This is a genomic window from Bradyrhizobium sp. SZCCHNR1015, from assembly GCF_032489875.1.
Taxonomy (GTDB): domain Bacteria; phylum Pseudomonadota; class Alphaproteobacteria; order Rhizobiales; family Xanthobacteraceae; genus Bradyrhizobium.
Map to the genome: position 1 here is coordinate 314560 of NZ_JAUEYW010000007.1, position 22157 is coordinate 336716.

22 protein-coding genes and 1 tRNA gene are annotated in these 22157 nt (G+C 64.4%); 10 read left to right on the forward strand and 13 right to left on the reverse strand.

Annotation, left to right across the window (positions count from 1 at the left end; genetic code table 11):
• Position 1: 1 nt before the first annotated feature.
• The gene (locus QX128_RS14785) at positions 2 to 859 is read right to left on the reverse strand and encodes a LysR family transcriptional regulator (protein ID WP_316237789.1); all 858 of its coding nucleotides are present in this window, start codon (positions 857 to 859) and stop codon (positions 2 to 4) included.
• A 108-nt stretch (positions 860 to 967) separates the two neighbouring features.
• On the opposite strand from QX128_RS14785, the gene QX128_RS14790 reads away from it, so the two are divergent.
• Positions 968 to 1396: a 4-oxalocrotonate tautomerase family protein gene (locus tag QX128_RS14790; RefSeq protein ID WP_316237790.1), complete on the forward strand. Its 429-nt coding sequence runs from the start codon at positions 968 to 970 to the stop codon at positions 1394 to 1396.
• A 2-nt stretch (positions 1397 to 1398) separates the two neighbouring features.
• Here the strand turns inward: QX128_RS14790 and lipB are convergent, their stop codons facing one another.
• Positions 1399 to 2121, reverse strand: coding sequence for a lipoyl(octanoyl) transferase LipB (gene lipB, locus QX128_RS14795; RefSeq protein WP_316237792.1), 723 nt, complete (start codon positions 2119 to 2121; stop codon positions 1399 to 1401).
• Positions 2122 to 2141: 20 nt separating this feature from the next.
• Here lipB and QX128_RS14800 point away from each other — a divergent pair, with 20 nt between their 5' ends.
• Positions 2142 to 2435, forward strand: coding sequence for a FliM/FliN family flagellar motor switch protein (locus QX128_RS14800; protein ID WP_409997983.1), 294 nt, complete (start codon positions 2142 to 2144; stop codon positions 2433 to 2435).
• Positions 2436 to 2571: 136 nt separating this feature from the next.
• A tRNA-Leu gene (locus tag QX128_RS14805) sits at positions 2572 to 2656 on the forward strand.
• Positions 2657 to 3442: 786 nt separating this feature from the next.
• Here QX128_RS14805 and QX128_RS14810 read toward each other — a convergent pair.
• The 3 genes from QX128_RS14810 to QX128_RS14820 are packed head-to-tail and all read right to left on the reverse strand — an operon-like array spanning position 3443 to position 5576.
• Complete coding sequence (locus QX128_RS14810; protein WP_316237793.1) at positions 3443 to 3940, reverse strand: nuclear transport factor 2 family protein; 498 nt, start codon at positions 3938 to 3940, stop codon at positions 3443 to 3445.
• Positions 3937 to 4791 (reverse strand): SDR family NAD(P)-dependent oxidoreductase, encoded by an 855-nt coding sequence (locus QX128_RS14815; protein WP_316237794.1) that lies wholly within the window; start codon positions 4789 to 4791, stop codon positions 3937 to 3939. The genes QX128_RS14810 and QX128_RS14815 overlap by 4 nt, the downstream gene beginning before the upstream one ends.
• Positions 4788 to 5576: an SDR family NAD(P)-dependent oxidoreductase gene (locus QX128_RS14820; protein ID WP_316237795.1), complete on the reverse strand. Its 789-nt coding sequence runs from the start codon at positions 5574 to 5576 to the stop codon at positions 4788 to 4790. Before QX128_RS14820 ends, QX128_RS14815 begins: the two co-directional genes overlap by 4 nt.
• A gap of 348 nt (positions 5577 to 5924) precedes the next feature.
• On the opposite strand from QX128_RS14820, the gene QX128_RS14825 reads away from it, so the two are divergent.
• From QX128_RS14825 to QX128_RS14850, 6 genes are all read left to right on the forward strand, one after another.
• Positions 5925 to 6221: a putative quinol monooxygenase gene (locus tag QX128_RS14825; RefSeq protein WP_316237796.1), complete on the forward strand. Its 297-nt coding sequence runs from the start codon at positions 5925 to 5927 to the stop codon at positions 6219 to 6221.
• A gap of 169 nt (positions 6222 to 6390) precedes the next feature.
• Positions 6391 to 7095: a Crp/Fnr family transcriptional regulator gene (locus QX128_RS14830; protein ID WP_316216098.1), complete on the forward strand. Its 705-nt coding sequence runs from the start codon at positions 6391 to 6393 to the stop codon at positions 7093 to 7095.
• Between the two features lie 451 nt (positions 7096 to 7546).
• Complete coding sequence (locus tag QX128_RS14835; protein WP_316237797.1) at positions 7547 to 9238, forward strand: PQQ-dependent methanol/ethanol family dehydrogenase; 1692 nt, start codon at positions 7547 to 7549, stop codon at positions 9236 to 9238.
• 226 nt (positions 9239 to 9464) lie between these two features.
• Positions 9465 to 10592: a c-type cytochrome gene (locus tag QX128_RS14840; protein ID WP_316237798.1), complete on the forward strand. Its 1128-nt coding sequence runs from the start codon at positions 9465 to 9467 to the stop codon at positions 10590 to 10592.
• A gap of 69 nt (positions 10593 to 10661) precedes the next feature.
• Positions 10662 to 11351, forward strand: coding sequence for a response regulator transcription factor (locus QX128_RS14845; RefSeq protein WP_315804942.1), 690 nt, complete (start codon positions 10662 to 10664; stop codon positions 11349 to 11351).
• A gap of 210 nt (positions 11352 to 11561) precedes the next feature.
• Positions 11562 to 12296: a response regulator transcription factor gene (locus tag QX128_RS14850; RefSeq protein ID WP_315804943.1), complete on the forward strand. Its 735-nt coding sequence runs from the start codon at positions 11562 to 11564 to the stop codon at positions 12294 to 12296.
• Here QX128_RS14850 and QX128_RS14855 read toward each other — a convergent pair.
• Together QX128_RS14855 and QX128_RS14860 are read right to left on the reverse strand one after the other, a co-directional pair.
• Entirely contained in the window at positions 12250 to 13602 is a 1353-nt protein-coding gene (locus QX128_RS14855) for an ATP-binding protein (RefSeq protein WP_316237799.1), read from the reverse strand. The two genes, QX128_RS14850 and QX128_RS14855, sit on opposite strands and share 47 nt — an antisense overlap.
• Positions 13599 to 14771 (reverse strand): FIST N-terminal domain-containing protein, encoded by a 1173-nt coding sequence (locus QX128_RS14860; protein ID WP_316237800.1) that lies wholly within the window; start codon positions 14769 to 14771, stop codon positions 13599 to 13601. Before QX128_RS14860 ends, QX128_RS14855 begins: the two co-directional genes overlap by 4 nt.
• Positions 14772 to 14864: 93 nt before the next feature.
• Here QX128_RS14860 and QX128_RS14865 point away from each other — a divergent pair, with 93 nt between their 5' ends.
• Positions 14865 to 15356 carry a c-type cytochrome gene (locus QX128_RS14865; protein WP_316237801.1) on the forward strand — a complete coding sequence of 164 codons (492 nt, stop codon included), beginning with the start codon at positions 14865 to 14867 and terminating at the stop codon, positions 15354 to 15356.
• 182 nt (positions 15357 to 15538) lie between these two features.
• On the opposite strand, the gene QX128_RS14870 is transcribed toward QX128_RS14865, so the two are convergent.
• The 6 genes from QX128_RS14870 to QX128_RS14895 form a co-directional block, all read right to left on the reverse strand.
• Positions 15539 to 16915, reverse strand: a complete 1377-nt coding sequence (locus QX128_RS14870; protein WP_316237802.1) for a HAMP domain-containing sensor histidine kinase — start codon at positions 16913 to 16915, stop codon at positions 15539 to 15541.
• A 4-nt stretch (positions 16916 to 16919) separates the two neighbouring features.
• A complete protein-coding gene (locus QX128_RS14875; protein WP_315804948.1) occupies positions 16920 to 17573 on the reverse strand; it encodes a response regulator transcription factor in 654 nt (217 codons plus the stop codon).
• A gap of 64 nt (positions 17574 to 17637) precedes the next feature.
• Positions 17638 to 18957: a c-type cytochrome biogenesis protein CcmI gene (gene ccmI / locus QX128_RS14880; RefSeq protein ID WP_316237803.1), complete on the reverse strand. Its 1320-nt coding sequence runs from the start codon at positions 18955 to 18957 to the stop codon at positions 17638 to 17640.
• Positions 18954 to 19466: a cytochrome c-type biogenesis protein gene (locus tag QX128_RS14885; RefSeq protein WP_315804950.1), complete on the reverse strand. Its 513-nt coding sequence runs from the start codon at positions 19464 to 19466 to the stop codon at positions 18954 to 18956. The genes ccmI and QX128_RS14885 overlap by 4 nt, the downstream gene beginning before the upstream one ends.
• Positions 19463 to 19999 (reverse strand): DsbE family thiol:disulfide interchange protein, encoded by a 537-nt coding sequence (locus QX128_RS14890; protein WP_315804951.1) that lies wholly within the window; start codon positions 19997 to 19999, stop codon positions 19463 to 19465. Before QX128_RS14890 ends, QX128_RS14885 begins: the two co-directional genes overlap by 4 nt.
• Positions 20000 to 20007: 8 nt before the next feature.
• Positions 20008 to 21996, reverse strand: coding sequence for a heme lyase CcmF/NrfE family subunit (locus tag QX128_RS14895; protein WP_316237804.1), 1989 nt, complete (start codon positions 21994 to 21996; stop codon positions 20008 to 20010).
• Between the last annotated feature and the right edge of the window lie 161 nt (positions 21997 to 22157).

The following is a 22157-nucleotide window of genomic DNA, read 5'->3' on the forward strand; positions in this document are numbered from 1 at the left end:
ATTACTTCGACATCGCGGCGCTTCGGAATGCCGCGGCCAGCGTGCGCAAGGCCGCGCGCTTGGCCGCATCTCCCGCCTTTGCATGCAGCATCACCTTGGAGCGGCCGAGCTTGGGCAGGCCGAGATCCGTTCCGATATCGATCAGTCCGCTGGGTGCGATTCGGCGGGCCAGCGGCGCAATCGCAAGACCGGCGCGCGCGGCGGCCGCAACGGCCGTCACCCCGCCGCCGACGAACGTCTCGCTGAAGCTGATTCGCGCGCGCTCGAGCGCGCGGACCGCGATGCTGCGCACGCCACAGGGCGGTGCGAGCGTGGCGAGCGGCAGCGTGCCGCCGGCCGGCAGACGAAATCTGGACGCTGCGAACCAGCCGAACTCGTCCGTGATCAACGCCTCGCCACCGCGGCGGCTCGCCTCCTGGCGGACGATCACGGCGTCGAGCTTGCCGGCATCGTAGCGGTCGAGCAGGTCGCGCGAGAAGCCGATGCTGACCGACAGGACGAGGTCCGCCATGGCAGCATGCAACTGCTCGAGCATCGGCACCAGCTCGGGGCCGGCGACGTGATCGCTGATGCCCAGCGACAGCAGCGGCCGGATGCGGGGGGCCCCGGTGAGCGCGAGGTCATGCGCGGCAACCAGCGCGCGGGCGTTCTCGGCGAAGGCCGCGCCGTCGGCGGTGAGCCGGACCGCGCGCGGCGAACGCTCGACCAGCCGCTTTCCGAGCAGCGCTTCGAGCCGCTGCAGCTTGAGACTGACCGCGGCCTGGGTGGTGCCGAGCGTCTCGGCCGCCCGGGTGAAGCTGTGCAGGTCGCTCACCAGCAGAAAGGCGCGGACGGTCGCGATGTCGAGCGTGGCGGTCATATGTACTCGTTATCATTGATATCCATATCGATAAGATACCAAAATGAGCGGCGCGCGGCTAGCTTTGCTCCCGAAGCGCAGTCACGCGCTGGATACCGGGAGCCAACCATGCCGTTGATCAACATCGTCTATGCCAGCCAGCGCCGCTCGCCCGGGCTGAAGAAAGACATCGCGGAGGCCGTCACCGAACTGACCGCGCGCATCCTGCGCAAGGATCCCAAGGTCACCGCCGTCATCGTCTCGGAAGCGGATGCCACGAACTGGTTCGCCGGCGGCGCCTCGCTGGCGGAGCAGGGGCTCGCCAGCTACTGGATCGACGTTCACGTCAGCGAGGGCACCAACACCAAGGACGAGAAGGCCGCCTATCTCGCCGCGGTGTTCGCGCGCATGGCCGAGCTGATCGGCCCGCTGCATCACGAGACCTATCTGCATGTCGACGAGGTCAAGGCGGATGCCTACGGCTTCGGCGGCCTGAGCCAGGAGCGCCGCTATGTTGCGGCGAAGCTCGACGTCCCGCCGCAGCAGGGCGCCGCGTGAGCTCATGCCGTCTCCGGCTGCGCGACGCTGACGGCGCCGAACACGCTCTCGAACGCCTGTCGGAACGCGACGTCGACATCGGCGAGCGTCACCGGCAGGCCGAGATCGACCAGGCTGGTGACGCCGTAGCGCGGATCGGTCACGCCGCAGGGCACGATAGCCTGGAAGTGCGACAGGTCCGGCTCGACATTGATGGCGATGCCGTGGAAGGTCACCCAGCGCTTCAGCCGCACGCCGATGGCGGCGATCTTGTCCTCGTGGCCCTCGCCCTTGTCGGGCCGCTTGACCCAGACGCCGACGCGATCCTCGCGCCGCTCGCCGCGCACGTTGAAGGTGTCGAGGGTGCGGATGATGGTCTCCTCGAGCGCGGCGACATAGGCGCGCACGTCGGGGCGCCGCCGCTTGAGGTCGAGCATGACATAGGCCACGCGCTGGCCGGGGCCATGATAGGTGACCTGGCCGCCGCGGCCGGTCGGCACCAGCGGAAAGCGCGGATCGCGCAGGTCTTCGGCCTTGCCCGACGTGCCGGCGGTGTAGACCGGCGGATGCTCCAGCAGCCAGACCATCTCCGCGGCCTCATGGGCGGCGATCGCGGCCGCCCGTGCCTCCATGAATTCGGTCGCCCGGGCGTAGTCGACCGGCGAATCGGAGATGCGCCAATCCACGGCGTTGCCGGGAGGGCCCGCAAAGGTGGTCAGGTCGAGTGTTTCGCGGCTGTTAACCATTGGCTAACCACAACATGGTGATGTCTGGGCAATCAAAATCCAGTCGTGACTTCGGTGGTCCTGCAGTGTCAACCCTCGATAAAGTGACAGTCGACCTGATGGTCGTTCTCGGCACCTGCTCCATGCCCATCCACCAGGTTCTGCGCCTGTCCCGCGGCGCCATCATCGAGCTGGATGCCACCGAGGCCGACGACGTCAAGGTGCTCGCCAACAATCTGCCGATCGCAAATGGGGTGGTGCTGGTCGACCGCAACCGCATCGCGGTCGAGGTCAAGCAGATGCTGCCGCGCTCGCCGACGCCGACGTCGCGATAGCGCGCCACGGCCCACGCCAAAACCGTCCACAATCCGGTATTTTAGGGCAGGGCGGGCCTTGTCCCCCTGACATCGATTTGATACACGGGCGCCACTGATCCGGTGCCGCCCTTCCTCTGGCTCCGGCTTCTTCTTCGCGCTCGTGGCGGAATTGGTAGACGCGCTGCCTTGAGGTGGCAGTGGGTAACACCGTGGGGGTTCGAGTCCCTCCGAGCGCACCATCTCTCTCTCCTCAAATTCAAATCTGTTTGCGGTTTGTTCCAGCCTCGCGCCTTTCGTTCGGGCGAGGGACTGCGGTCCCGCGGCGCGATGGCGTCCGAGTTCTGCCGGTCGTTCCGCCCTCGAGAATGAGAGGGCGCGGGGAATGCCGGGCGCTGGCCGCACCCATGGCCCGCCTGCGAAAAAAAGCAGGCGGCAGGAACCACAGGTTCAGCCGAGACATCCCGGCATTCCCCGCGCGATGGTTTTCACGCTTATGTCGCGATCTCCCCGGTGTCCGGCTCTTTAGCCACCGTCGCCCTCGGGATCATCGCCCGACGACTTGGCGCCAGCATCGGGGCGCCAGGACCACGCGTCTTCACGTCCGCAAGCCTGCCGTTCGTCGGCGAGCCCGTAAGCCCGCTGCAGCACGCCTGCGGCCACCGCATCCCCAGACCCCACGTCTCGTGACGATCGCGAAGCGCCCCTCTCGGCGGGTCCAAGATGGCGATACATAAACATGGTTTCTGAAAAAAAGCAACAGAGTTAATTTATTCAGAAGTTGTGGACAGGGCCAAATCAGCTTGATTCCGTCTGATGGAACCCGTCGCGCCGGGCGCCCCGACTCCGCCGCAGTGACGTTGCTAGGGTAAGTGACCCCGCAGCGACGCGTGCCCAGCGTTGGCGCCAGTCGGGGCCGGCCGGGGCACGGCCCGTGAAAGATCGTGCATGACGCCGTCCTTGTCGGCGCCGCTATCCACGTCTGACGGAGCTCGGCCGTCAAATCAGCAGGCCTGAGTTCGTGCAGCTCAGGTCTGGGCCGGCCTGGTCGCTGCCGCGGCTTCCCAGCCGGGCTCGACCGGGACCATGTACCAGATCGTCAACACGACTTTCGAAAACAGCCAACGGCCGTTTTCCCTGACATATTCGTCATCGAACCGGCCGCCGACCATGAGGCTCTTGCCGTTGAGAACGGGGCGCCCGTCGAGATGGCTGTAGCCTCTGCCGTGGTCGCCATCGATTTCGACGACGTGCGCGTGGATGAATTGACGCGCCCATTTGATCGGGAAGTTGAGGAAGAAGTCGCGGATGGCCTCGCGGCCGGTCACCGACGGCCGACCGCCATAGGAGACGGTGGCGTTCTCCGCAAAGAGATCGGCCAGTTCGGCGACGCGCTCCTGGTTGACGTATTCGTGGTACGTGCAGCGCAGTGTCCGGATCGCCTCGCGATCGTCATGCTCGGCAACGCGTTTCTCGAGCGCCTCGATCCTGGCTCTGAGGTCGGCGGTCTCGTTTGAATTGCTCATGGTTCATCCGTCGACGCAAGGAGGCCGTCTGGCTGGTGGTGATGTTGATCACCGATGATGTTGCGGAGCCGCTCCTCGACCCGGAGCCGCACCGAGGGATGCGGAAGGATGTAGAATTCGTCGTCGTGGATGGCCTGGATCGTCATGCTGGCCACATCGGCGGCGCTGACCTCGGATGCCTCCATTCCCGCTCTGACGCGCTGATCATATGCTGCAGTGTCGGGGTTTGTCGAAGCCAGATGTGCGGGCCGATGTCGGCCTGAGTCGGCGATGGCGGTCTTGACCAGCGAGGGGCACAGCACGTTGACCTTGAGAGGAGAGCCGGCGAGCTGAAGGTCCTTCAAGAGGCACTCGGACAAGGCTACGACCGCGTGCTTGCTGGCGCAGTAGGCGCCGGAGCCCGCAACGGCGGTCAACCCCGCGGCTGACGCCGTGTTGACGATGTGGCCCTCGTCGCCTGCAGCCATCATGCGCGGCACGAAGCTGCGAATGCCGTTGACGACGCCCAGGAGGTTGACTCCGAGCACCCACGTCCAGTCCTCGGGAGTTGCGGACCAGACCGGGCCAAGCGCCGCGACACCGGCGTTGTTGAAGAGCAGGTGAACGTTGCCGAACTCTTCAAAGGCAAGGTCGGCGAGGCGTTGAACCGCTTCGACGCTGGACACGTCGCACTGCGCGGTGCGCACGGCGATGCCGCTCGGCATCAGCTCCTTCGTGGCGGAAAGCCCGTCGACATCGACGTCGGCGAGAACCAGCTTCATTCCTTGCGCAGCGCAGGCAGCGGCCAGCTCGCGCCCGATGCCGCTGGCAGCTCCCGTGATCACCGCGACCTTGCCTTCGAGGTGCTTCATGCCGCGCTGATTCCGCCGTCCACGGTGAACACCGATCCGGTGATATAGCTCGCGGCCGGCGAGGCCAGCAGCAGGCTGACGCCGGCAATCTCGTCGGGGATCCCAAGCCGGTTCATCGGCACCATGGCGTGGAGCGGCGCTGTCGCGGCCTCGTCCAGCAGGCGGCCTCCGCCGAGCCCCGTCCGGAAGAAGCCGGGTGCAATGGCATTGACCTTGACGTCGAACGTGGCGAGCTCGAGCGCGGCCTGCCTGACCAGGTTCACCACCGCGGCCTTGGCGGCCGCATACGCGTAGGCGGTCGCTGCCGAGCCTCTTAATCCTCCGACCGACGCCGTGACCACGATCCGACCGCCGCGCTGCGCCTTCATGTGACGGGCCGCAGCCTGGATGGTCGCGAACGCGCCGGTCTGGTTGATGGCAATAACGTCATTCCAGGCTGCGAAATCGACGTTCTCGATGTGGCCCTGCGGCAATCGAATTCCGGCTCCCCCGCTGATGCCGGCGTTCGCGAACATGACGTCGAGCCGGCCCTTGCGCGCGATGACGTCATCGACCGTCCGCCGGATGGCGTCTGGATCTGCGACATCGACCGTCGCGATCTCTGCCCCGGGGATGATCTCCTGGCCGATCCGCCTCAGTTCGGTCTCGTTCCTGTCAACCAGGATCAAATCGGCACCGTTGGCTGCCATGGTCCGGGAAATGGCCAGGCCAAGTCCGCTCGCCGCGCCGGTCACGATGGTGACCAAGCCCTCGACTGCGAAGAGGCGTTCGGCCGTCAGCAACATCGGGTCTCCTCGTTTCGACATGGTTGCCCGTTGCGCCTCCGGCCGTGCCGCGTCGTGACGCCGCCAAGAGACAAGCACAGATCATGGCCGAGACTGTCGCAATCGCGACAATCGATGCACAAAATCACCTTAGCTTGAGCGGGCGAGGGCGCCGGGACGCAGGTCGCCGCGTGCAAGAAAATCAACTTCGCGGGGAAACGACGGTCAGCATGACAACCGAGGCAACCAATGTTCTGGCGTCCATCCCAGGCGCCGAGGTCTCGACGTCCGCACGATCCCGCTCATGCCATTCGCCGAGTAAAGCGATCCGGCGCTTTCTGAGGAACACAAGAGTGAGGATGTGAGCCGATGATCATCGTTGTGGGGTCTGTGGACGGGCTTGGCGAAAACTTTGATCGTCTGATGAAGGTCAGCCTGGAGCATGTGCGTCGTTCGCGTATGGAAGACGGCTGCGTGGAGCACACCGTGCAGGTCGATTGTGAAAACTCGCTCCGTCTGCGCTTCTTCGAGCGCTGGCGTGACGCCATCGCGCTCGAGGCGCATTTCGCCCGACCCGGGTCACGGGCGTTCGCGCAGGAGGTCGCCAAGCTGTGCGCGAGACCGCCCGTCATGACCATCCATGAGGCCGAGGAAAAATCGTTCTAGCGCTGGCGGGCCGCCGGTGTGACGCGCCTCATTTTACCCCATCCGGCGACTCGCGCTGGGGTGGGCCTACACCGCTGGGAGCCCGGCCACCTCGATTGATCTCCGCTACACTGATATGGGATGACAGATGTCGCGACAGCGACCATCCCGTCTTCATGTGTGGCGACGAATGAACAAAGCGGTCCTCAAGGCTGTTCTGCGCAGGAACAAGTGGTTTGCTGGCCTTTCTCCGTCATTGGCGGACAACATTCTTCGTCTGGGTCGCGTTCGAAACGCGGACAACTCCCTGATCTATTCCGCGAGCGACTCCCGCGACGGATTGATTGCCCTGGTGTCGGGGCAGGTGCGCTTGACCAGCTTTTCGCTGTCCGGCAATCCCTCCTTCCTGCTGATCTCTTCGCCTGGGTCGTGGATCGGCGTCACCTCTGCCCTCGACGGGCGCCCATATGGTTATGACGCATTCGCCATTGGCAAGGCGGTGCTGTTTCACGTGAGCCAGGAGCGGTTCGAGGCGCTCATCAACGAGAGCAACGAGTATTATTCTGCGTTTGTTCGAATGGTCTGCGATCACCTGCGCGTGTCGATGCAGAACCTGATCATTCTCCGCAATCGGCGTCCACTTCACCGGCTTGCGCAGGAATTGCAGAGGCTCGCAGAGAGTCACGGGCGACAGACCAAGAAAGGGTTGGTCATCGATTTGCGATTGTCGCAGGAGGACCTTGCGGTGATGATCGGGGTCGGCCGGCAGACGATCAATCGTCTGCTCAAGAGTCTCGAGCAGGATGGGATTGCGACGGCAAAGTACGCGTCGGTCACGATTCACGACCTGGAGGCGATCGAACGCCTCAGCTCGAGCGACCCCGTGGAGAGCTAGACGTCACCAGGCCAAGGCAAGCTTTGCGCTCGGGTTTCCCTGTCTGGCACCGAGCCCCGCGTATTCCAGCGGCGGCCGCGCCTGAACTAAAAGATGCCGCTCTTCGGTCCGGTTTGTTCAAGGCGTCATCTCGAGAGAGGGCTTCCCTCGGTGTGGCGACCGCGAGGACGCCAAGCTTCCACGAGATCGCGCAGTGGAAGCGCGATAACGATCCTTCCGCTCGCAGGTCACAGAATTTCGATAAGCCGCTGAAAGGACGCCGTAATCGGCCTTCAACCCTGATCCCCGCCGCCTACTACCTTCCGCCTATGAGAGCCGGGCCGCGCTGATGCTGTAATCGCCCCGGTGCTTGCACCGCGACTGCTCATCTGGGGCCTCGCGCGCACGCGTCATACGAACACAACAAAGACATAGGCGGAGGGAACTGATGAATTTCACGAGCAGGAGATTCTTGGCTGGCATCTCGACGGTTGCCTTCCTTGTCGCCGGCACGTTGGGCGTCCGCGCCAACGACTCGGCGCTGAAGGCCGCCAGCGAGCCCGGCGCCTGGGCGATGGCCGGACATGACTACGGCAACACCCGGTTCAGCCCGCTCAAGGAGATCAACACCGAGAACGCCGGTAAGCTGTCGCTGGTCTATTCGTTCTCGCTGGCCTCGCTGCGCTCGAACGAGGCCTCGCCGATCGTGATCGGCAACACGCTCTACGTCTCGACGTCGTGGGGCCCGAAATACGTCTACGCGCTGGATGCCGCGACCGGCGCGCGCAAATGGACCTATGAGCCGGAGATTCCGGACGATACGCTGCAATATGCCTGCTGCGACGTGAACAACCGCGGCATCGCCTATGCCGACGGCAAGCTGTTCGTCGGCCGGCTCGACGGCAAGCTGAGCGCGCTCGATGCCGCCACCGGCAAGGAGCTGTGGACCTCGAAGGTGGTCGACTACAAGCAGGGCTCGGTGATCACCTCGCCGCCGCTGGTCGTGCGCGACAAGGTCATCACCGGCTTCGGCGGCGGCGAGTACGGCGTGCGCGGCTCGCTGCAGGCCTACGACATCAACTCCGGCAAGCTGGTCTGGCAGACCTACACGGTGCCTGCGCCCGGCGAGCCCGGGAGCGAGACCTGGAAGGGCGACACCGGCTTGCACGGCGGCGGCGCGGCCTGGCTGGTCGGCTCCTACGATCCGAAGAGCGACACGGTCTATTGGGGCACCAGCAACCCCGGTCCCTGGAACACCGCCGTGCGCTCAACCGGCAATGGCGATTTCGGCAAGCTGACCAATCTGTATACGGCGTCCACGCTGGCGCTCGATCCGAACACCGGCAAAATCAAGTGGCACATCCAGACCACGCCTGCCGATGCCTGGGACTATGACGGCGTCAACGAAGCCATCCTCGCCGATCTCAAGGTCGGCGGCGCAGCCGTTCCGACCTTGATGAAGGCCGATCGCAACGGCTTCTTCTTCGTGGCCAATCGAGAGACCGGCAAGGTGATCTCGGCCGAAAAGTACGTCTTCGCCAACTGGGCGCAGAAATGGGACATTTCGACCCTGCGCGCGGTCGAGGACCCGGACAAGCGGCCGGGCCCTGGACATCCCGTCAAGGACGTCTGCCCGAACCTGATCGGCGGCAAGAACTGGCAGCCGATGTCGTACAATCCGGACACCGGCCTGGTCTACATCCCGACCAACAATGTCTGCATGGACTGGGCGGTCAGCGACGTCTCGTACAAGCGCGGCGTGTTCTATCTCGGTGCGGAATTCCCGACCAAGGAAGGCCCCGGCGGATTCCTCGGTGAGCTCATCGCCTGGGATCCCGTGAACAACAAGAAAGTCTGGTCGATCCAGGAAGACCTTCCGTTCAACGGCGGTACGCTCAGCACCGCCGGCGGTCTGGTCTTTTCCGGTAATCTGCACGGCGATTTCCGCGCCATCGACGCCAAGACCGGCAAGATCCTGTGGAAGAAGAATCTCGGCTCCGGCATCGGGGCCGGTCCGGTGACCTATTCGGTCGACGGCAAGCAATACGTCGCCGTCGTCGTTGGTCGCACCGCCTCGATCCCGGCGTTCCTGGGCGAGATCGGCAAGAAGATGACAAACGCGGCTCCCGAGGGCGGCGCCCTGTTCGTCTTCGCCGTCCAATAGCCGCAACGGTCACGACGGGTGCGCGTGTCCCGCAAGCGGGATACGCGCACCGCTAAGCCAATCCGCATCAAGCGGACGAAGACGGCCCGGCCGCGAGACCGAGCCGTACCATATAAACAGATAAACAAGACCTGAGGGATCGAGGATGCGCCTGAATCGCCGTCAGACTGGCTCGAATAGGCGGGCCGCCGAACTGTCAGCAAGCGCGACGGCTCTCGTCGCCTTGATGGCCTCCACCCTGCTGGCCTCGTCGGCGGCGGGTCAGGCCAACGAGGCCGAGCCGCTGCGACTCTGCGCGGATCCGACCAATCTTCCATTCTCGAGCAACAATCCAACGCAGCCGGGATTCTATCTCGAGGTCGGTCAGGCGCTGTCACAGCAACTCGGCCGCCCCGTGGCCTATGACTGGTACAAATCCTATTTCGGCAAGCGAACCGTGCGCGTGACGCTGCTGGGCAAGCAGTGCGACGCGATGATCGGCCTGCCGCTGTCAGCGGACTTCATGGGACCGGCCGTGATCTTCTCGAAGAAGATCGCGACCGAAACCTACGCACTCGTCAGCCGCGGGACGCTCATCGTCCACAGCATCGACGATCTCCGAGGCAAGCGTGTCGCCGTGCAATACCAGACCACGCCGCAAAACCTGCTGGCCCAGCGCGACGACATCAAGAAGGTGACGGTGCTGACGCCGGACGAGGGCCTTGCGGCGCTGGCCCAGGGCAGGGCCGATGTCGCCTTCGTTTGGGGGCCGGTTGCAGGCTGGCTGAACAAGACGACGTACCAGAGCGGCTTCCGGATCCAGCCGGTCGAGGGCGACGGGCTGTCCTGGGATGCCGCGATCGGCCTTGCCAAGAGCTCCGGCCAACTGCGCGATCAGATCGACGCCGCATTGCCGCAGCTCGCGCCGCGGATCGCCGAGCTCGCGGTCAAATACGGGCTGCCGAGCGAGCCGTCGATCAGGCTCGGCGCCGTGCCGCGCCCGATCAAGCTGGCGTCGACAACTGACCCTGCTCAGCTTCTCCGTCAGCCGGTCGCCGAGGCCGTCGTGACCAGCGTTTCGGACTCGACTGCGAGCGAGTCGAAGACCGAGGCGGTGACGCTAGGCAAAGAGATCTTCAATGGCACCTGCGCCCACTGTCACGGACCCGACGCCGTGCAGGCGGAACGCCGGATCGACCTGCGACGGCTGCAGACCCGCTACGGTGAGGACATGCGCGACAAATTTTGGACCACCGTGCATGAAGGCCGTCCTTCCAAGGGCATGCCCGCCTGGAAGGAGGTCTTTACCGACGACCAGTTCGAGAGCATCTATACATTCCTGCTGACCGTGCAGTCGTCAGAGACGGCAAATTGAGGGAGGGACACCGGCCGACACGGTCTGCCGGATCCCCCGGCACGTGCTGGCAGCGAGTGAAGGTCGGACATGACGCGTTTTCTGATCATCGACGATCATCCCCTGTTTCGCGAAGCTCTCGGCAATGCGGTGCGTCTGGCGCATCCTGACGCCGAGATCTTCGAGGCGCTGTCGATTGCCGATGCCCTCAGCACCCTTGCGCTCGAACCCGACATCGACCTGGCGCTGCTCGATCTGACGCTGCCCGATGCCATGGGCTTCTCGGGATTCCAGCGGCTTCGCGCCGCCCATCCGCGGCTTCCGGTCGCGATCGTCTCGAGTGACGAGGACCAGAACGTGGTGCGCGAGGCGCTTTCGCTCGGCGCGGCCGGCTATCTGCCGAAGTCGACCTCGAAGCGCGAGCTGACGTCCGCGATCGAGCGCGTGCTCAGCGGCTCGATCTCGGTCCCGAAAGACTTCGTGCCCGCGGTCGAGCGCCACGGGAAGGGCTCATCTCGCGCGCTGCAGGCGCGTCTCGAGGAGCTGACGCCGCAACAGCTTCGCGTCCTCGACCTGATCAGGCGTGGCTATCAGAACCGGGAAATCGCCGGCGAGCTTCAGCTTGCGGAGTCGACCGTCAAGGCGCACATCACCGAGATCCTGAGAAAACTCCGCCTGTTCAGCCGCAACAAGGCCATCATCGAGATCGGCAAGATCGCGCTGAACGCGCCGGCCGACCGTCAGGGATCGCGCACCGCTTCGGGCAGAAAACACCTGTAGCGGAATTGTTGCGCCGCAAGACTTCACGGCCACCGCAGGCGTGGCGACGTCGATGGCGTCTTGGTCGTTGATTGATGCCAGCCAACGCGATATCGCTGATGCTCCGGTTCTGACGTTCCTTCGAAGACGCGGCGCGCACGCTGGTTGAATGTCGGATCCGCGACACTGAATAAGCCGGACCTTCGATCTGGCCGGGGAGGGGACAGGCACGTGGCTCGATTGCTCATCGTCGAGGACCATCCGCTGTTTCGCGAGGCGCTGGAGAGCGCGATCCGCGCCGCTCTGGCTGACGCCGAGATGCGCGAGGCGACGTCCGTCGACATGGCCGTTGGGCTTCTTTCATCTCCGCCGAGATTCGACCTGATCCTGCTCGACCTCTCGACGCCCGGAACGACCGGACTCTCCGGCGTCATCCGCATCCGCAAGACCGCGCCGCGCACGCCGATCCTGGTCGTTTCCGCGCATCGGGACCCGGACCTCGTCGCCCACGTGCTCGCGCTGGGTGTCTCCGGCTACATCTCGAAATCGACTTCGAAGCAGCAGCTTGCCGAGGCAATCAACGCCGTGCTGCGCGGCGAGGTCCATGTTGAAGGCGGCTCCCTCTGCGCCGGCGCGCGCCGTGGCCGGCTTCCTGCTCAGGACCTCCTGAAGCGTCTTCACGAGCTGACGCCGCAGCAGCTGCGCGTGCTCGACCTTATCCGCCGTGGACTGCAGAACAAGCAGATCGCCTATGAGCTCGGGATCTGCGAGACGACAGTGAAGGTCCACGTCTCGGAGATCCTGCGCAAGCTTCGCGTCATGAGCAGGACCAAGGCCATCATCGAGATGGAAAAGATCGACTTCGTGAACCTCATCAGCGAGCCGCGCACGCCGGCTCGGGCAAACGGCGCTGAAGCGCTCATGACAGCAAGAACGACAACAGCGCGCGAAGCTCCGCAGGCCTGACCGGCTTGGTCAAGATCTCGAGCCCGTATCGGCTTGCTTCCCTGGCTGCGTCTTCGGAATAGTCGGCGGTCACGATCATGGCCGCAACATCTCGGCCAAGGAATTGCCTGATGTCCCGGATGGCGGCAAGCCCGCTCTCGTCGCCATCCAGGTGCAGATCCGCGATGATCGTCTCAGGGATTGCGCCGAGCGCACTCAAACGCTGCAAGGCGTCATTCAACGACGCCGTAGCTACGACGTCGCAGCCCCATTTTTCCAGCAGACTGACCATGGCCTCGGCGGTGGCCAGGTCGTTTTCGATCAGCAGGATCTTGGCGCCTTCGAGCCCGCCATAGTCGTGGTCGACGTGATCCGCGGGATGTGGATCCGGCAGTACGGCTGCCGGGTCTGCGCGGTCGAGCTCGAGCTTGAATGTGGACCCATGTCCAACCCGCGAAGCCAGCCTGACCTCATGGTCCAATGCCTTGGCGAAGCGACGAACGATCGACAGGCCCAGCCCAAAACCGGCCTGATCCTCGGCGCTCGGCCGACCGCGCTGGAATTCGAGAAAGATCGCTTCTTGTTGCGGCTTGGGAATCCCCGGGCCGGTGTCGTGGACCTCGATGCGAACCCGGCCCGCTCCCGGCCCCGGCCGGCATCCCATGACGACGCCGCCCTGCCGTGTGTAGCGCAGGGAGTTGGCGAGGAGGTTCTGCAAGATGCGCCGCAGCATCATGGCATCCGAGACCACGGCGATCGAGCACGGACAAATGCGCAGGGACAACCCGCGTTTGGCCGCGATCGGGGCGAATTCGCGTTCGAGCGGCTCGAACAGGGTCGAGAGCAGAACGGGCCTGACATCGGGGCGCAGGGCTCCGGCATCGAGCTTGGCAATCTCCAGCAGGGATCGCAGCAGATCCTCGAGCATGGCCAGCGAATGGTCGACCTGGCCGACCATGGCCGTTCCGCGATCGGACGAGACCTCGTCCGCCAAGGTCGAGAGCGTGAGCCGCGCGGCGTTGAGCGGCTGAAGCAGATCATGCGTGACGGAGATGAGAACCGAGGATTTCAGGGAGCTCGCCGCTTCAGCCTGCTGCTTGGCCCGAAAGAGGTCCTTGTTGGCGGTTTCGATCGAACGCAGCGCATCACGCAGCTGGCGCGTTCGCTCGCGCACCTGCTGATCGAGCGCAATCGCCGTTTCGAACAGTGAGAACGCGTTGAACTGCTGGTCCATCGAGCGTTCGACCCGGGACATCAGCGCGGCGTTGATCTTCCTGAGCTTGGCCGCTTCGCGCTGCAGGTCTTCCGGAGACGCCGCGGCGGTCATTGCTGCGTCGCTCCACGTTTGCCGATCGCGACCCCGGTCAGCGTCTGATTGACATGCATTGAACCGTACTGCTCGCCATAGGTATGGAATCCGACGATCCGGTTGTCGCGATAGAGCTCGGACATTTCCCGCGCAAACTGATGCTGCTCCGCGTCAAGACGCCTGAGGATGCACTCGAAACCGATGAAGATCGAGACCTCGCCGATCTCGTCGCGGACCTCGGCCAGCATCTCGCGGGCGGCCGCCACGGAATTGCGTGACCTCGCCGCCGTCAGCACCATGCCTTCGTCGATCGCGCAGAAGAACCGGAGTGAGCCGTCAGGGCTGACGCGCTGAATCGAGCGCGCGAAATAGGAGCCGCCGACTCGCACCAGGACCGGATGGGCTGCAAACAGGAACGGGTCGAGCTCGGAATCGGCGATTCCGATCGCGCGGCAATATTCCTCCGCCGCCGGCTCGGCATTGAGCTGCTTGACGATGCGCTGCTCGAGATCGGCCTCCGTCACCACCATCTTGGTCGAGGTCGGCTCGAAATTGTCGCATTTGAACAGCCGGAACGGCAATGACGTCCTGATCAGGATCAGCACAGCCATGTCCGTATGGGCCTTGCCGTCGTGAAAGACCCAGGTGCGCTCGAACCGAAGACCGTCGCCGGCCGACCCGCCAACCAGGGGAATATTGTCGAGCGAGGCGTAGATCGCCGACATGATCGCCTCTTCGCGCTGGCACATGCCGTCGATCAGGACGAGCCCGAACACGCCGTCGTCGTCGCGACCACCGTGCCGCGACAGATCCTGCCTCAGCTGGTTGCCGAGGCGACGTCCTTCATCGACGCGAAAGCCCGACAACCCGAAGATGGGCTGTGCGAATACCGTGAAATCCTCGGCGGCAAATCCGAGAGCGACGACACTGTTGTCGTCCCAGCCATCGGGCGACAGCTCTCCGGCCGTCGTACAGCCGTATACGGGGATGTCCGCAAGACGGGTCGTCACCTCCACCATGAACTCGTTTGGATCGTAGTGGGGCGACAGGAAGATCAGCACCATCGCCAACCCGTCGGCCGGCAACTGGCCGCAGATGTCGGCCGCCGCAGCGGCCTCCGTTGCAGCCTTGGACTTTGCAGCAGTCACGCCAGACGGACGCGGGGGCCGAGGATCGGCGTCTCCCATCGGGCACCTCCCGGAACGACACTTTGGGTTGTTGGTGATCGTTCGTTTTTTTAGAAGATTAGGCCAATTGAGCAGCAACGGCAACTGCGCGGCTTGATCCAGAACAAGGACTTGGGCCGGGCTGTCGTCCGATCATCTGCCCGGATCTGCTCACCGCGCCTGGCCGGGGGGCTGGCCCGCGCCCGCTCCGGATCGAAAAGGGAAAGATCTCGCATGCTCCGCCGCATCGTTCTTGTCGCCGTTCTCGTCAGCCTGGCACCGAGCGCCCGCGCGCTCGACGGCAATCCGGTCGCCGGGAAAAGCATCTTCCAGCGCATCTGCCATAACTGCCACTCTGCCGAGATCGGCGTCAACAAGGTCGGCCCGAGCCTCTGGAACATCGTTGGACGCCAGCCAGCGGCTGTGCCGGACTACGCCTATTCGGAGAGCATGAAAAAGAACAACGCGCCCTGGACCGCAACGGCACTGGATGCCTATATCGCCGATCCTCGCGGGGACGTTCACGGGGTCAAGATGTATTTCAAAGGATTGGCGGACGCGAAGGAGCGGGCCGATGTCGTCGCCTATCTCTCGACACTGAGATAGCGCGGCCGGGGAAGCTTGCGATTTTGCCGACGCTGCTGACCCGCGATGTTCGAAAGTAGCCTCTCACCGGCTACGGCTGGCGTCGTTGGCGCGCCGGCCCAGGGCATCTTGCCACGGTGATTTCCTGCTCCACTGGCTTCGTGCCGTATGCCGCTGCGGTCGCTTTGCGGGCACCAGTCATGTCACGATGAGCTTGGATCACCCTTCTTTCGAAGTGCGAGCTTCAGGGCGGCGCCCCCCATTCTCGAATCCTCGATCCACAGTCGGCCATCATAGAGGCTGGTCAGGTCGCGGGCGATCGCCAGACCGAGCCCAGTGCCCGGCTTCGCGTCGTCAAGTCTCGTGCCCACGTCGAACACGCGCATGCGATGTTCGGCCGGAATGCCGGGCCCGTCGTCCTCGACCGTGATCAAGACGGAGCTGTCGAGATCCTCGATCGAAACCACGACGAGGTCATGTGCCCATTTTGCCGCATTGTCGAGCAGGTTGCCGATGAGTTCGGTCAGATCGTTGGTATCGCAGGCAACGACGACGTCGGCCGCTCCTTCGACTTCGAACCGCCGGTCGTGCCCGGGGCTGAATCGCGAGTAGGTATTGATGACGCTCCTCAAGACGTCGGCGACGACCGCAAACGCACCGGCATTCGCGATCGTGGAGGCCTTTGCGCGCGCCGTCTGGTAGTCGATGAGCAGCGCCATGCGCGAGCACTGCTCCGACAGGATCTGCGCGTGGCTCTCCTGACCGGACGCTTTCAGCCGTGCGGCCTCCTCGTCGAGGATTGCCAGAGGCGTCTTCAGCGCGTGCGCAAAGCTTCCTGCGAGCACGCGAGCGCGATCGACCATGCTGAGGTTTGCCGTGATCATCCCGTTCAATTCGGTGACGAGCGGCATGATTTCCTCCGGCAGGTCCTCGGGCAGGCGTGTGGTCTTGCCGCTGCGCACGTCCACGATGGCGCGACTCATCCGCTGCAGCGGCCGCAGGCCGTAGGCGACCTGAGCGTAGGCGGTGCCAACCATGGCGAGGGCCAGCAGACCCAGCGTCGCCATCAGTGTCAGATTGAGGTGCTCCATCTCGTCACTGATCAGTCGCTCGTCGGCGCCGATTCGGATTTCGACGGGTTGCCCGAGACGAGACGGCTCGCTGATGTTTCGGACCATCCGCATCGGCCCGGTCGGTCCTTCCACATTCGCCAGCGCCGTGGAGGGAGGCAGTGAGCCCTCGCGGGCCTGGTCGGGCGTGACTGAAAGAGAGAGGTCATCCTGTAGCGAGGGCGAACGCACGGTCTCGCCGTTCTGCAGGATGACCTGCCAATACATTCCGGATCTGGCCGGAGAGAAACGCGGATCGCTCAGATTGCGGGCGATGAACAGCCGCTGCGCTGCGTCGAGTTCCACGAGATCGGCGAGCTCGCGGGCGTGATCCAGCAGGTCGTGATCGAAGTGGGCCTCGACGACACGGCGAATGACGATCGAGAGCCCGAGCCCGCTGGCGAACAAGACGATTGAAATCCAGATCGCGGCGACCGCGATCATCCGGGCTCGGAAGTTGCGGCTGAACATGGCTCTATCCGAAGCGATATCCCATGCCTCTGACGGTGCGAATGCAGTCACGCCCCAGCTTTCTCCTGAGCCGGGCAATGTAGACTTCGACCGTATTGGAGTCGCGATGGTCGCTGCTCGGATAGATGTGCTCCAGCAGCTCGGTCTGCGACACGATATGATCGGCGCGGCGCATGAGGAACTCGAGGACGCGCAACTCGAGTGCAGTCAGGTCGACGATCTCCCCGTCCTTCTTGACCAGGCCGGCCGCCGCGTTGAATTCGATCTGCCGGAGGCGGAGCACGGCCTCCGGTCTGCTCGAAACCCGACGGAGCAGCGATTTGACCCGCGCGACGAGCTCCTGTGCCTTGAAGGGCTTTTCGAGATAGTCGTCCGCGCCTGCGTTCAGGCCGTTGACACGCTCGACCCAGCCGCTGCGGGCGGACAGGATCAGCACCGGCAGCGTGTGGCCGGTATGACGCCAGCGTTGCAGCACGTCGAGGCCCGAAATGCACGGCAGGCCGAGGTCGAGGACCGCGGCATCATAGGGCTGGCTGTTGCCCAGCATCCAGCCCTGCCTGCCATCGGTGGCGAGATCCGCCTCGAAACCGGCGTCGGCCAGGCTTTCCCTGATGCGCTCCGCGTAGACGGGCTCGTCCTCTATGAGCAGAATCCGCATTGCCATTCCTCCGGTTGCCGAACGGGTTCCGACGATGCGGATACGCGGATCGGGCCCTCGAACGCTATGGATTGATCCCGAGCTCTTTGGCTGCGTCAGCTATGCGCGTGCGCTCCGGGACGTCCTCCGCAAAGACCGACAGTGCGCGTTGCAGCGACTGTTTCGCCGCCTCGACGTCACCCAGCACCACCCGCGAGCGGATCAACTTGATCCAGCCTTCTGCATCGCGCGGTGATTGTTCGAGTCGGCTCGCAAGGCCATCCACCATGCCCCGGATCATGAGGTTGCGATCCTGTGTGGACATGCCTTCGGCCTTGCGGATGTCCTCGGCGCGGGGGCCGCGCGGCTCCACCGGCTCGGTCGCCGCGGTCTTGCCGGAGCGCAGGAGTTCCTGCATGCGCTCGGCGGACAGGTTCGGCCGGGCAGGCGATGGCGAGCCGTCATCCTCCCCGAGCTCGCGACGAAGCGCGCCGAGCCGCTGCTTGAGATCAGGCAGCCACGGCTCGTTCGGATCGGCCTCCGATACGATCGCCGTCCAGTCGGCCATCGCACCCCGTTTGTCTCCATCCTGTTCTTTCACGACGCCGATGAAGAAACGGGCGCGCGCGTCCTTGGGATCCAGTTTGAGTGCTTCGTCGAAATCCGCGCGGGCTTCGGAGTTGACGGTGCCGTCCGCGGCCCGCACCAGCGCTTCGCCCCGCGCGCTGCGGTACTCTGCCGAGCTTGGCCGCAGCTCCATTGCGCGCGCATAGGCCTGCGCCGCCTCCGCAAAGCGCTCGATGTTGAACAAGGACCAGCCCAGCAGCCGCCATCCGTCCGCATCCCTGGGATTTCGCTCCAGTCGGGTCTGCACACGCTGGATCATCTCTTCGACCGGCGGCAGTCCGCTGCCCTGCTGCGGGCGGTCGCGACCGTCCTGGCCGGCCATCTGCTCCAACGACGCAATGGCCTGGGTGCCGGCGTCCGTTCGCGCTTCGCCAACCGACTTCAGCGTCGTGCCGCCGGCGGTCTGGACCGGCGCGGCCGCGGGGACATCCGGGTTTCCGATGACCGCGTACAGGACGACCGAGCCGAACACCACGGTCATCGTGACGACGGCGAGCGCAAATTTTCGTTCGGAGCTGGTGAGGGAGGGCGCCGGCGGCTGTTCGGCGGCGGCTGCGGCGAGAATGCGCCGCTTGATCTCGCTGGCCGCGTTCTCGCCATCCGACTTGTCGATCAGGCCGCGTGCGGTTTCGCTCTCGATCTCGCGGAGCTGGTCGTGGTGGACGGCAAGTCCCTGAGCCGAAGCCAACCGTCTCCGCTCGTAGCTGCGGATGAATGGCGTCGATATGAGCACGGCGGCCACGGAAATCATCGCCGTCAGGATCAGCCACAGCATCATGAAAGGCTCCGTCGATCGAGGATCGCCTCGAAGGCTTCGAGTTCGTCGGCGCTGAGCGGAGCGACGTGCTCCGCCTCGGGCGCACTCGCATTGGCTGCCGCCCGGCGCACGTAGCGGCCGAAGCCGACGGCGGCCGTGAGCAAAGCGAGCAGGGGACCGATCCACAGCGCGATGGTATTCCACTGTAAGGGAGGCTTGAGCAGGACGAAGTTGCCGTAGCGTGCGACCAGGAAGTCCACCGCCTGCCGGTCGCTGTCGCCGGCCTGCAGGCGATCGCGCAGCAGCACCCTCAGATCATGCGCCAATGGAGCGTTGGAGTCGTCAATGCTCTGATTTTGACAAACGACGCAGCGCAGCTCCTGGCCCAGCGCGCGCGCGCGGGCCTCCAGCCCCTCGTCGCGCAACATTTCGTCGGGAAGCACCGCACGAGATGGCGACCAGGTCGCCGTCAGCACGAGCGAGCTGACGAGCAGCGCTTCGGCCGCGCGCTTGATCCGCCGGCAGTTCATGACTCGCTCCTGAGTGCCTTCAGCAGAGGTTCGAAATCGTCCCGCCATACATCTTCGGTCAGCGGGCCGGGATAGCGGAAGCGGATGCGGCCGGCCCGATCGATCACAAAGGTTTCGGGAACGCCGGTCACGCCAAGATCGATGCCGGTCCGGCCGGACTCATCGGAGCCGACACGGGCATAGGGACTGCCATGCTTGGCAAGCCACCGTTTGCCGTCGTTCCGATCGTCCTTCCAGTTCAGCCCATAGATCGGGATCGCGGAGCTCTCCGCGAGCTTGAGCAGCATGGGATGCTCGACGCGACATCCGGGGCACCAGGATGCGAACACGTTGAGCAGGACCACGTCGCCCTGCAGGTCGGTACTGGCAAGACCGCCGCCCTTGCCGTCGAGCGACGCGAGCTGGAAACGCGGGGTCGGCTTGTCGATCAGGGTCGAGGGCATCCGCTGCGGATCGTTGGTCAGGCTGAAAGCCAGTCCAGCGGCCAGTGCGACGAAAGCCGCGAGCGGTATGAGATAGGGTAGGCGCGGCATATCTCGTCCTATTCAGCAGGAACGGCAGTCGGTACGGCCCGCATCGACCGTCGCGGAGCACCGACACGAAATCTCCGGTCGGCCAGCGAGACGAAGCCGCCGCACGCCATCATCAGCGCGCCGATCCAGACCAGCGGCACCAGAGGGTGATAGTAGCAACGCACCGCCCACGCGCCTTTGTCGTCGGGATCGCCGAGCGTCACGTAGACGTTCCAGAGCAGGTTGGTTCGAATGCCGGCGGCGGTCGTCTGCTGCTGTCTGACGGGATAGAAGCGGCGCTCGCTGGAAAGCTGCGTGAACGGTTTGCCGTTCCGCGTGATGTCGAACGTGCCACGCTCGGCTTCGTAGTTGGGGCCTGGAAATTTTCCGATCGAGCGCAACTTGATGTCGTAGCCCGCGAGCTGCAGGCTCTGGCCCGGCCGCAGCATCTGCACCTTCTCGCTGGCCCACGCGGTCATCCCGGTAATGCCTGCGACGGTGACGCCCATTCCCGCATGGGCCAGCACCAGGCCGTAGACCGCGAGCGGGGTGGTGCGCGCGAGGTTGAGCGAGGTCGCCAGGGGAGTCGTCATGCCGAGGCGGACGCGATGAGCCAGCACCATCAGCGAGCCGATCACGAGCCAGACGGCGATGCCGAAGAAGAACGCGACCAGGAAACGCTGTCCGAACATCGCGATGAGGATCGCGACGGCAATGAATGCCGCAAGTCCTCCGGCCAGGCGGAGTCGTTGCAGGGCCGCAACGAGGAGATCGCGCTTCCATTTCAGAACCGGGCCGATCACCATGGCAAGCAGCAGCGGAACCATGATCGGAACGAACGTCAGGTTGTAGTAGGGAGGACCGACGGAGATCTTGTCGTTTCCGAGCATGTCGACGAGGAGCGGGTAGAACGTGCCGAGAAACACGGTGGCCACGGCTGCCGTGAGCAGCACATTGTTGAGGACGAGGCCGCTCTCGCGGCTGACGGCCGCGAACAGCGCACCGTGCTTCAGGCTTGGGGCTCGGATCGCATACAGCGTCAACGCCCCGCCGGTCGCCACCAGGATGAGCGCCAGGATGAATGCGCCACGCGAGGGGTCCTGTGCGAAGGCATGAACACTGGTGAGCACGCCGGATCGCACCAGGAAGGTCCCGATCAGGCTCAATGAGAAGGTCACGATCCCCAGCAGGATCGTCCAGCTCTGGAGGGCGCTCCGACGTTCGACCACCAGGGCGGAATGCAGCAGCGCAGTCCCCGCAAGCCACGGCATGAAGGACGCGTTCTCGACGGGGTCCCAGAACCACCAGCCGCCCCAGCCGAGCGTGTAGTACGCCCATGCGCTGCCCAGCGTGATTCCAATCGTGAGAAAGCACCAGGCCGCGAGCACCCACGGTCGGACCCAGCGGGCCCAGCTGGCATCGACCTTTCCCTCGATCAGCGCGGCGACCGAGAACGAGAACGCCATCGAGAAGCCGACGTAGCCCAGATACAGAAACGGTGGATGAAAGGCGAGGCCGGGATCCTGCAAGATCGGATTCAGTCCGTTGCCTTCGAGGGGAGCATCGACCAGCCGCGCGAACGGATTCGATGTAGAGACGATGAACGCCAGAAAGCCGAGGCCGATCATGCCGTGCACGCCGAGGACGTTGCTCTGCAGTCGCTCCGGAAGGTTCGTTCCGAACAATGCAACGGCAGCACCGAACAATGAGAGGATCAGGACCCACAACAACATGGATCCCTCATGGTTTCCCCAGACTCCGGAGACCTTGTAGAGCAGCGGCTTGAGCGTGTGCGAATTGGCTGCGACGACCTGGACTGAAAAGTCGGAGTGGACAAACAGCGACGTCAGGCATGCGAATGCGATCGAGACGAACAGAAACTGAGTCAAGGCAGCGTGCCGAACGAAGCCGGCGATCATCTCGGATTGGCGGCGCAGCGCTGCGAACGGAACGATCGACTGCACCAGCGACACGAGGAGCGCGAGAATGAGCGCAAACGATCCGACCTCCGCTGTCATGTGGTATCTCCGACTGCAGCGGATATTCCTGCAGCTAACTATCAAGTGTCTGTGATGCGTCGACAATCAATGCGCCGAATGAGGCATCATTCGTACGGAATGATGATGATCCATCGACGTGCATCGTAGTGTAACTGCAACTCATTCGCACTCACGGCCGG

What these genes read in the sequence shown, in the direction of transcription:
- QX128_RS14820 (WP_316237795.1), bottom strand. Translation starts at nt 5,576, where the DNA reads ATGTTGCTGACGGCCGAACGCCTCTTCGCAGTCGAGGGCTTGGTCACC.
- ccmI (WP_316237803.1), bottom strand. Translation starts at nt 18,957, where the DNA reads ATGATGCTGTGGCTGATCCTGACGGCGATGATTTCCGTGGCCGCCGTG.
- QX128_RS14825 (WP_316237796.1), top strand. Translation starts at nt 5,925, where the DNA reads ATGATCATCGTTGTGGGGTCTGTGGACGGGCTTGGCGAAAACTTTGAT.
- lipB (WP_316237792.1), bottom strand. Translation starts at nt 2,121, where the DNA reads ATGGTTAACAGCCGCGAAACACTCGACCTGACCACCTTTGCGGGCCCT.
- QX128_RS14785 (WP_316237789.1), bottom strand. Translation starts at nt 859, where the DNA reads ATGACCGCCACGCTCGACATCGCGACCGTCCGCGCCTTTCTGCTGGTG.
- QX128_RS14890 (WP_315804951.1), bottom strand. Translation starts at nt 19,999, where the DNA reads ATGCCGCGCCTACCCTATCTCATACCGCTCGCGGCTTTCGTCGCACTG.
- QX128_RS14845 (WP_315804942.1), top strand. Translation starts at nt 10,662, where the DNA reads ATGACGCGTTTTCTGATCATCGACGATCATCCCCTGTTTCGCGAAGCT.
- QX128_RS14840 (WP_316237798.1), top strand. Translation starts at nt 9,465, where the DNA reads ATGGCCTCCACCCTGCTGGCCTCGTCGGCGGCGGGTCAGGCCAACGAG.
- QX128_RS14800 (WP_409997983.1), top strand. Translation starts at nt 2,142, where the DNA reads ATGTCTGGGCAATCAAAATCCAGTCGTGACTTCGGTGGTCCTGCAGTG.
- QX128_RS14860 (WP_316237800.1), bottom strand. Translation starts at nt 14,771, where the DNA reads ATGGGAGACGCCGATCCTCGGCCCCCGCGTCCGTCTGGCGTGACTGCT.
- QX128_RS14855 (WP_316237799.1), bottom strand. Translation starts at nt 13,602, where the DNA reads ATGACCGCCGCGGCGTCTCCGGAAGACCTGCAGCGCGAAGCGGCCAAG.
- QX128_RS14875 (WP_315804948.1), bottom strand. Translation starts at nt 17,573, where the DNA reads ATGCGGATTCTGCTCATAGAGGACGAGCCCGTCTACGCGGAGCGCATC.
- QX128_RS14870 (WP_316237802.1), bottom strand. Translation starts at nt 16,915, where the DNA reads ATGTTCAGCCGCAACTTCCGAGCCCGGATGATCGCGGTCGCCGCGATC.
- QX128_RS14830 (WP_316216098.1), top strand. Translation starts at nt 6,391, where the DNA reads ATGAACAAAGCGGTCCTCAAGGCTGTTCTGCGCAGGAACAAGTGGTTT.
- QX128_RS14885 (WP_315804950.1), bottom strand. Translation starts at nt 19,466, where the DNA reads ATGAACTGCCGGCGGATCAAGCGCGCGGCCGAAGCGCTGCTCGTCAGC.
- QX128_RS14790 (WP_316237790.1), top strand. Translation starts at nt 968, where the DNA reads ATGCCGTTGATCAACATCGTCTATGCCAGCCAGCGCCGCTCGCCCGGG.
- QX128_RS14815 (WP_316237794.1), bottom strand. Translation starts at nt 4,791, where the DNA reads ATGAAGCACCTCGAAGGCAAGGTCGCGGTGATCACGGGAGCTGCCAGC.
- QX128_RS14810 (WP_316237793.1), bottom strand. Translation starts at nt 3,940, where the DNA reads ATGAGCAATTCAAACGAGACCGCCGACCTCAGAGCCAGGATCGAGGCG.
- QX128_RS14895 (WP_316237804.1), bottom strand. Translation starts at nt 21,996, where the DNA reads ATGACAGCGGAGGTCGGATCGTTTGCGCTCATTCTCGCGCTCCTCGTG.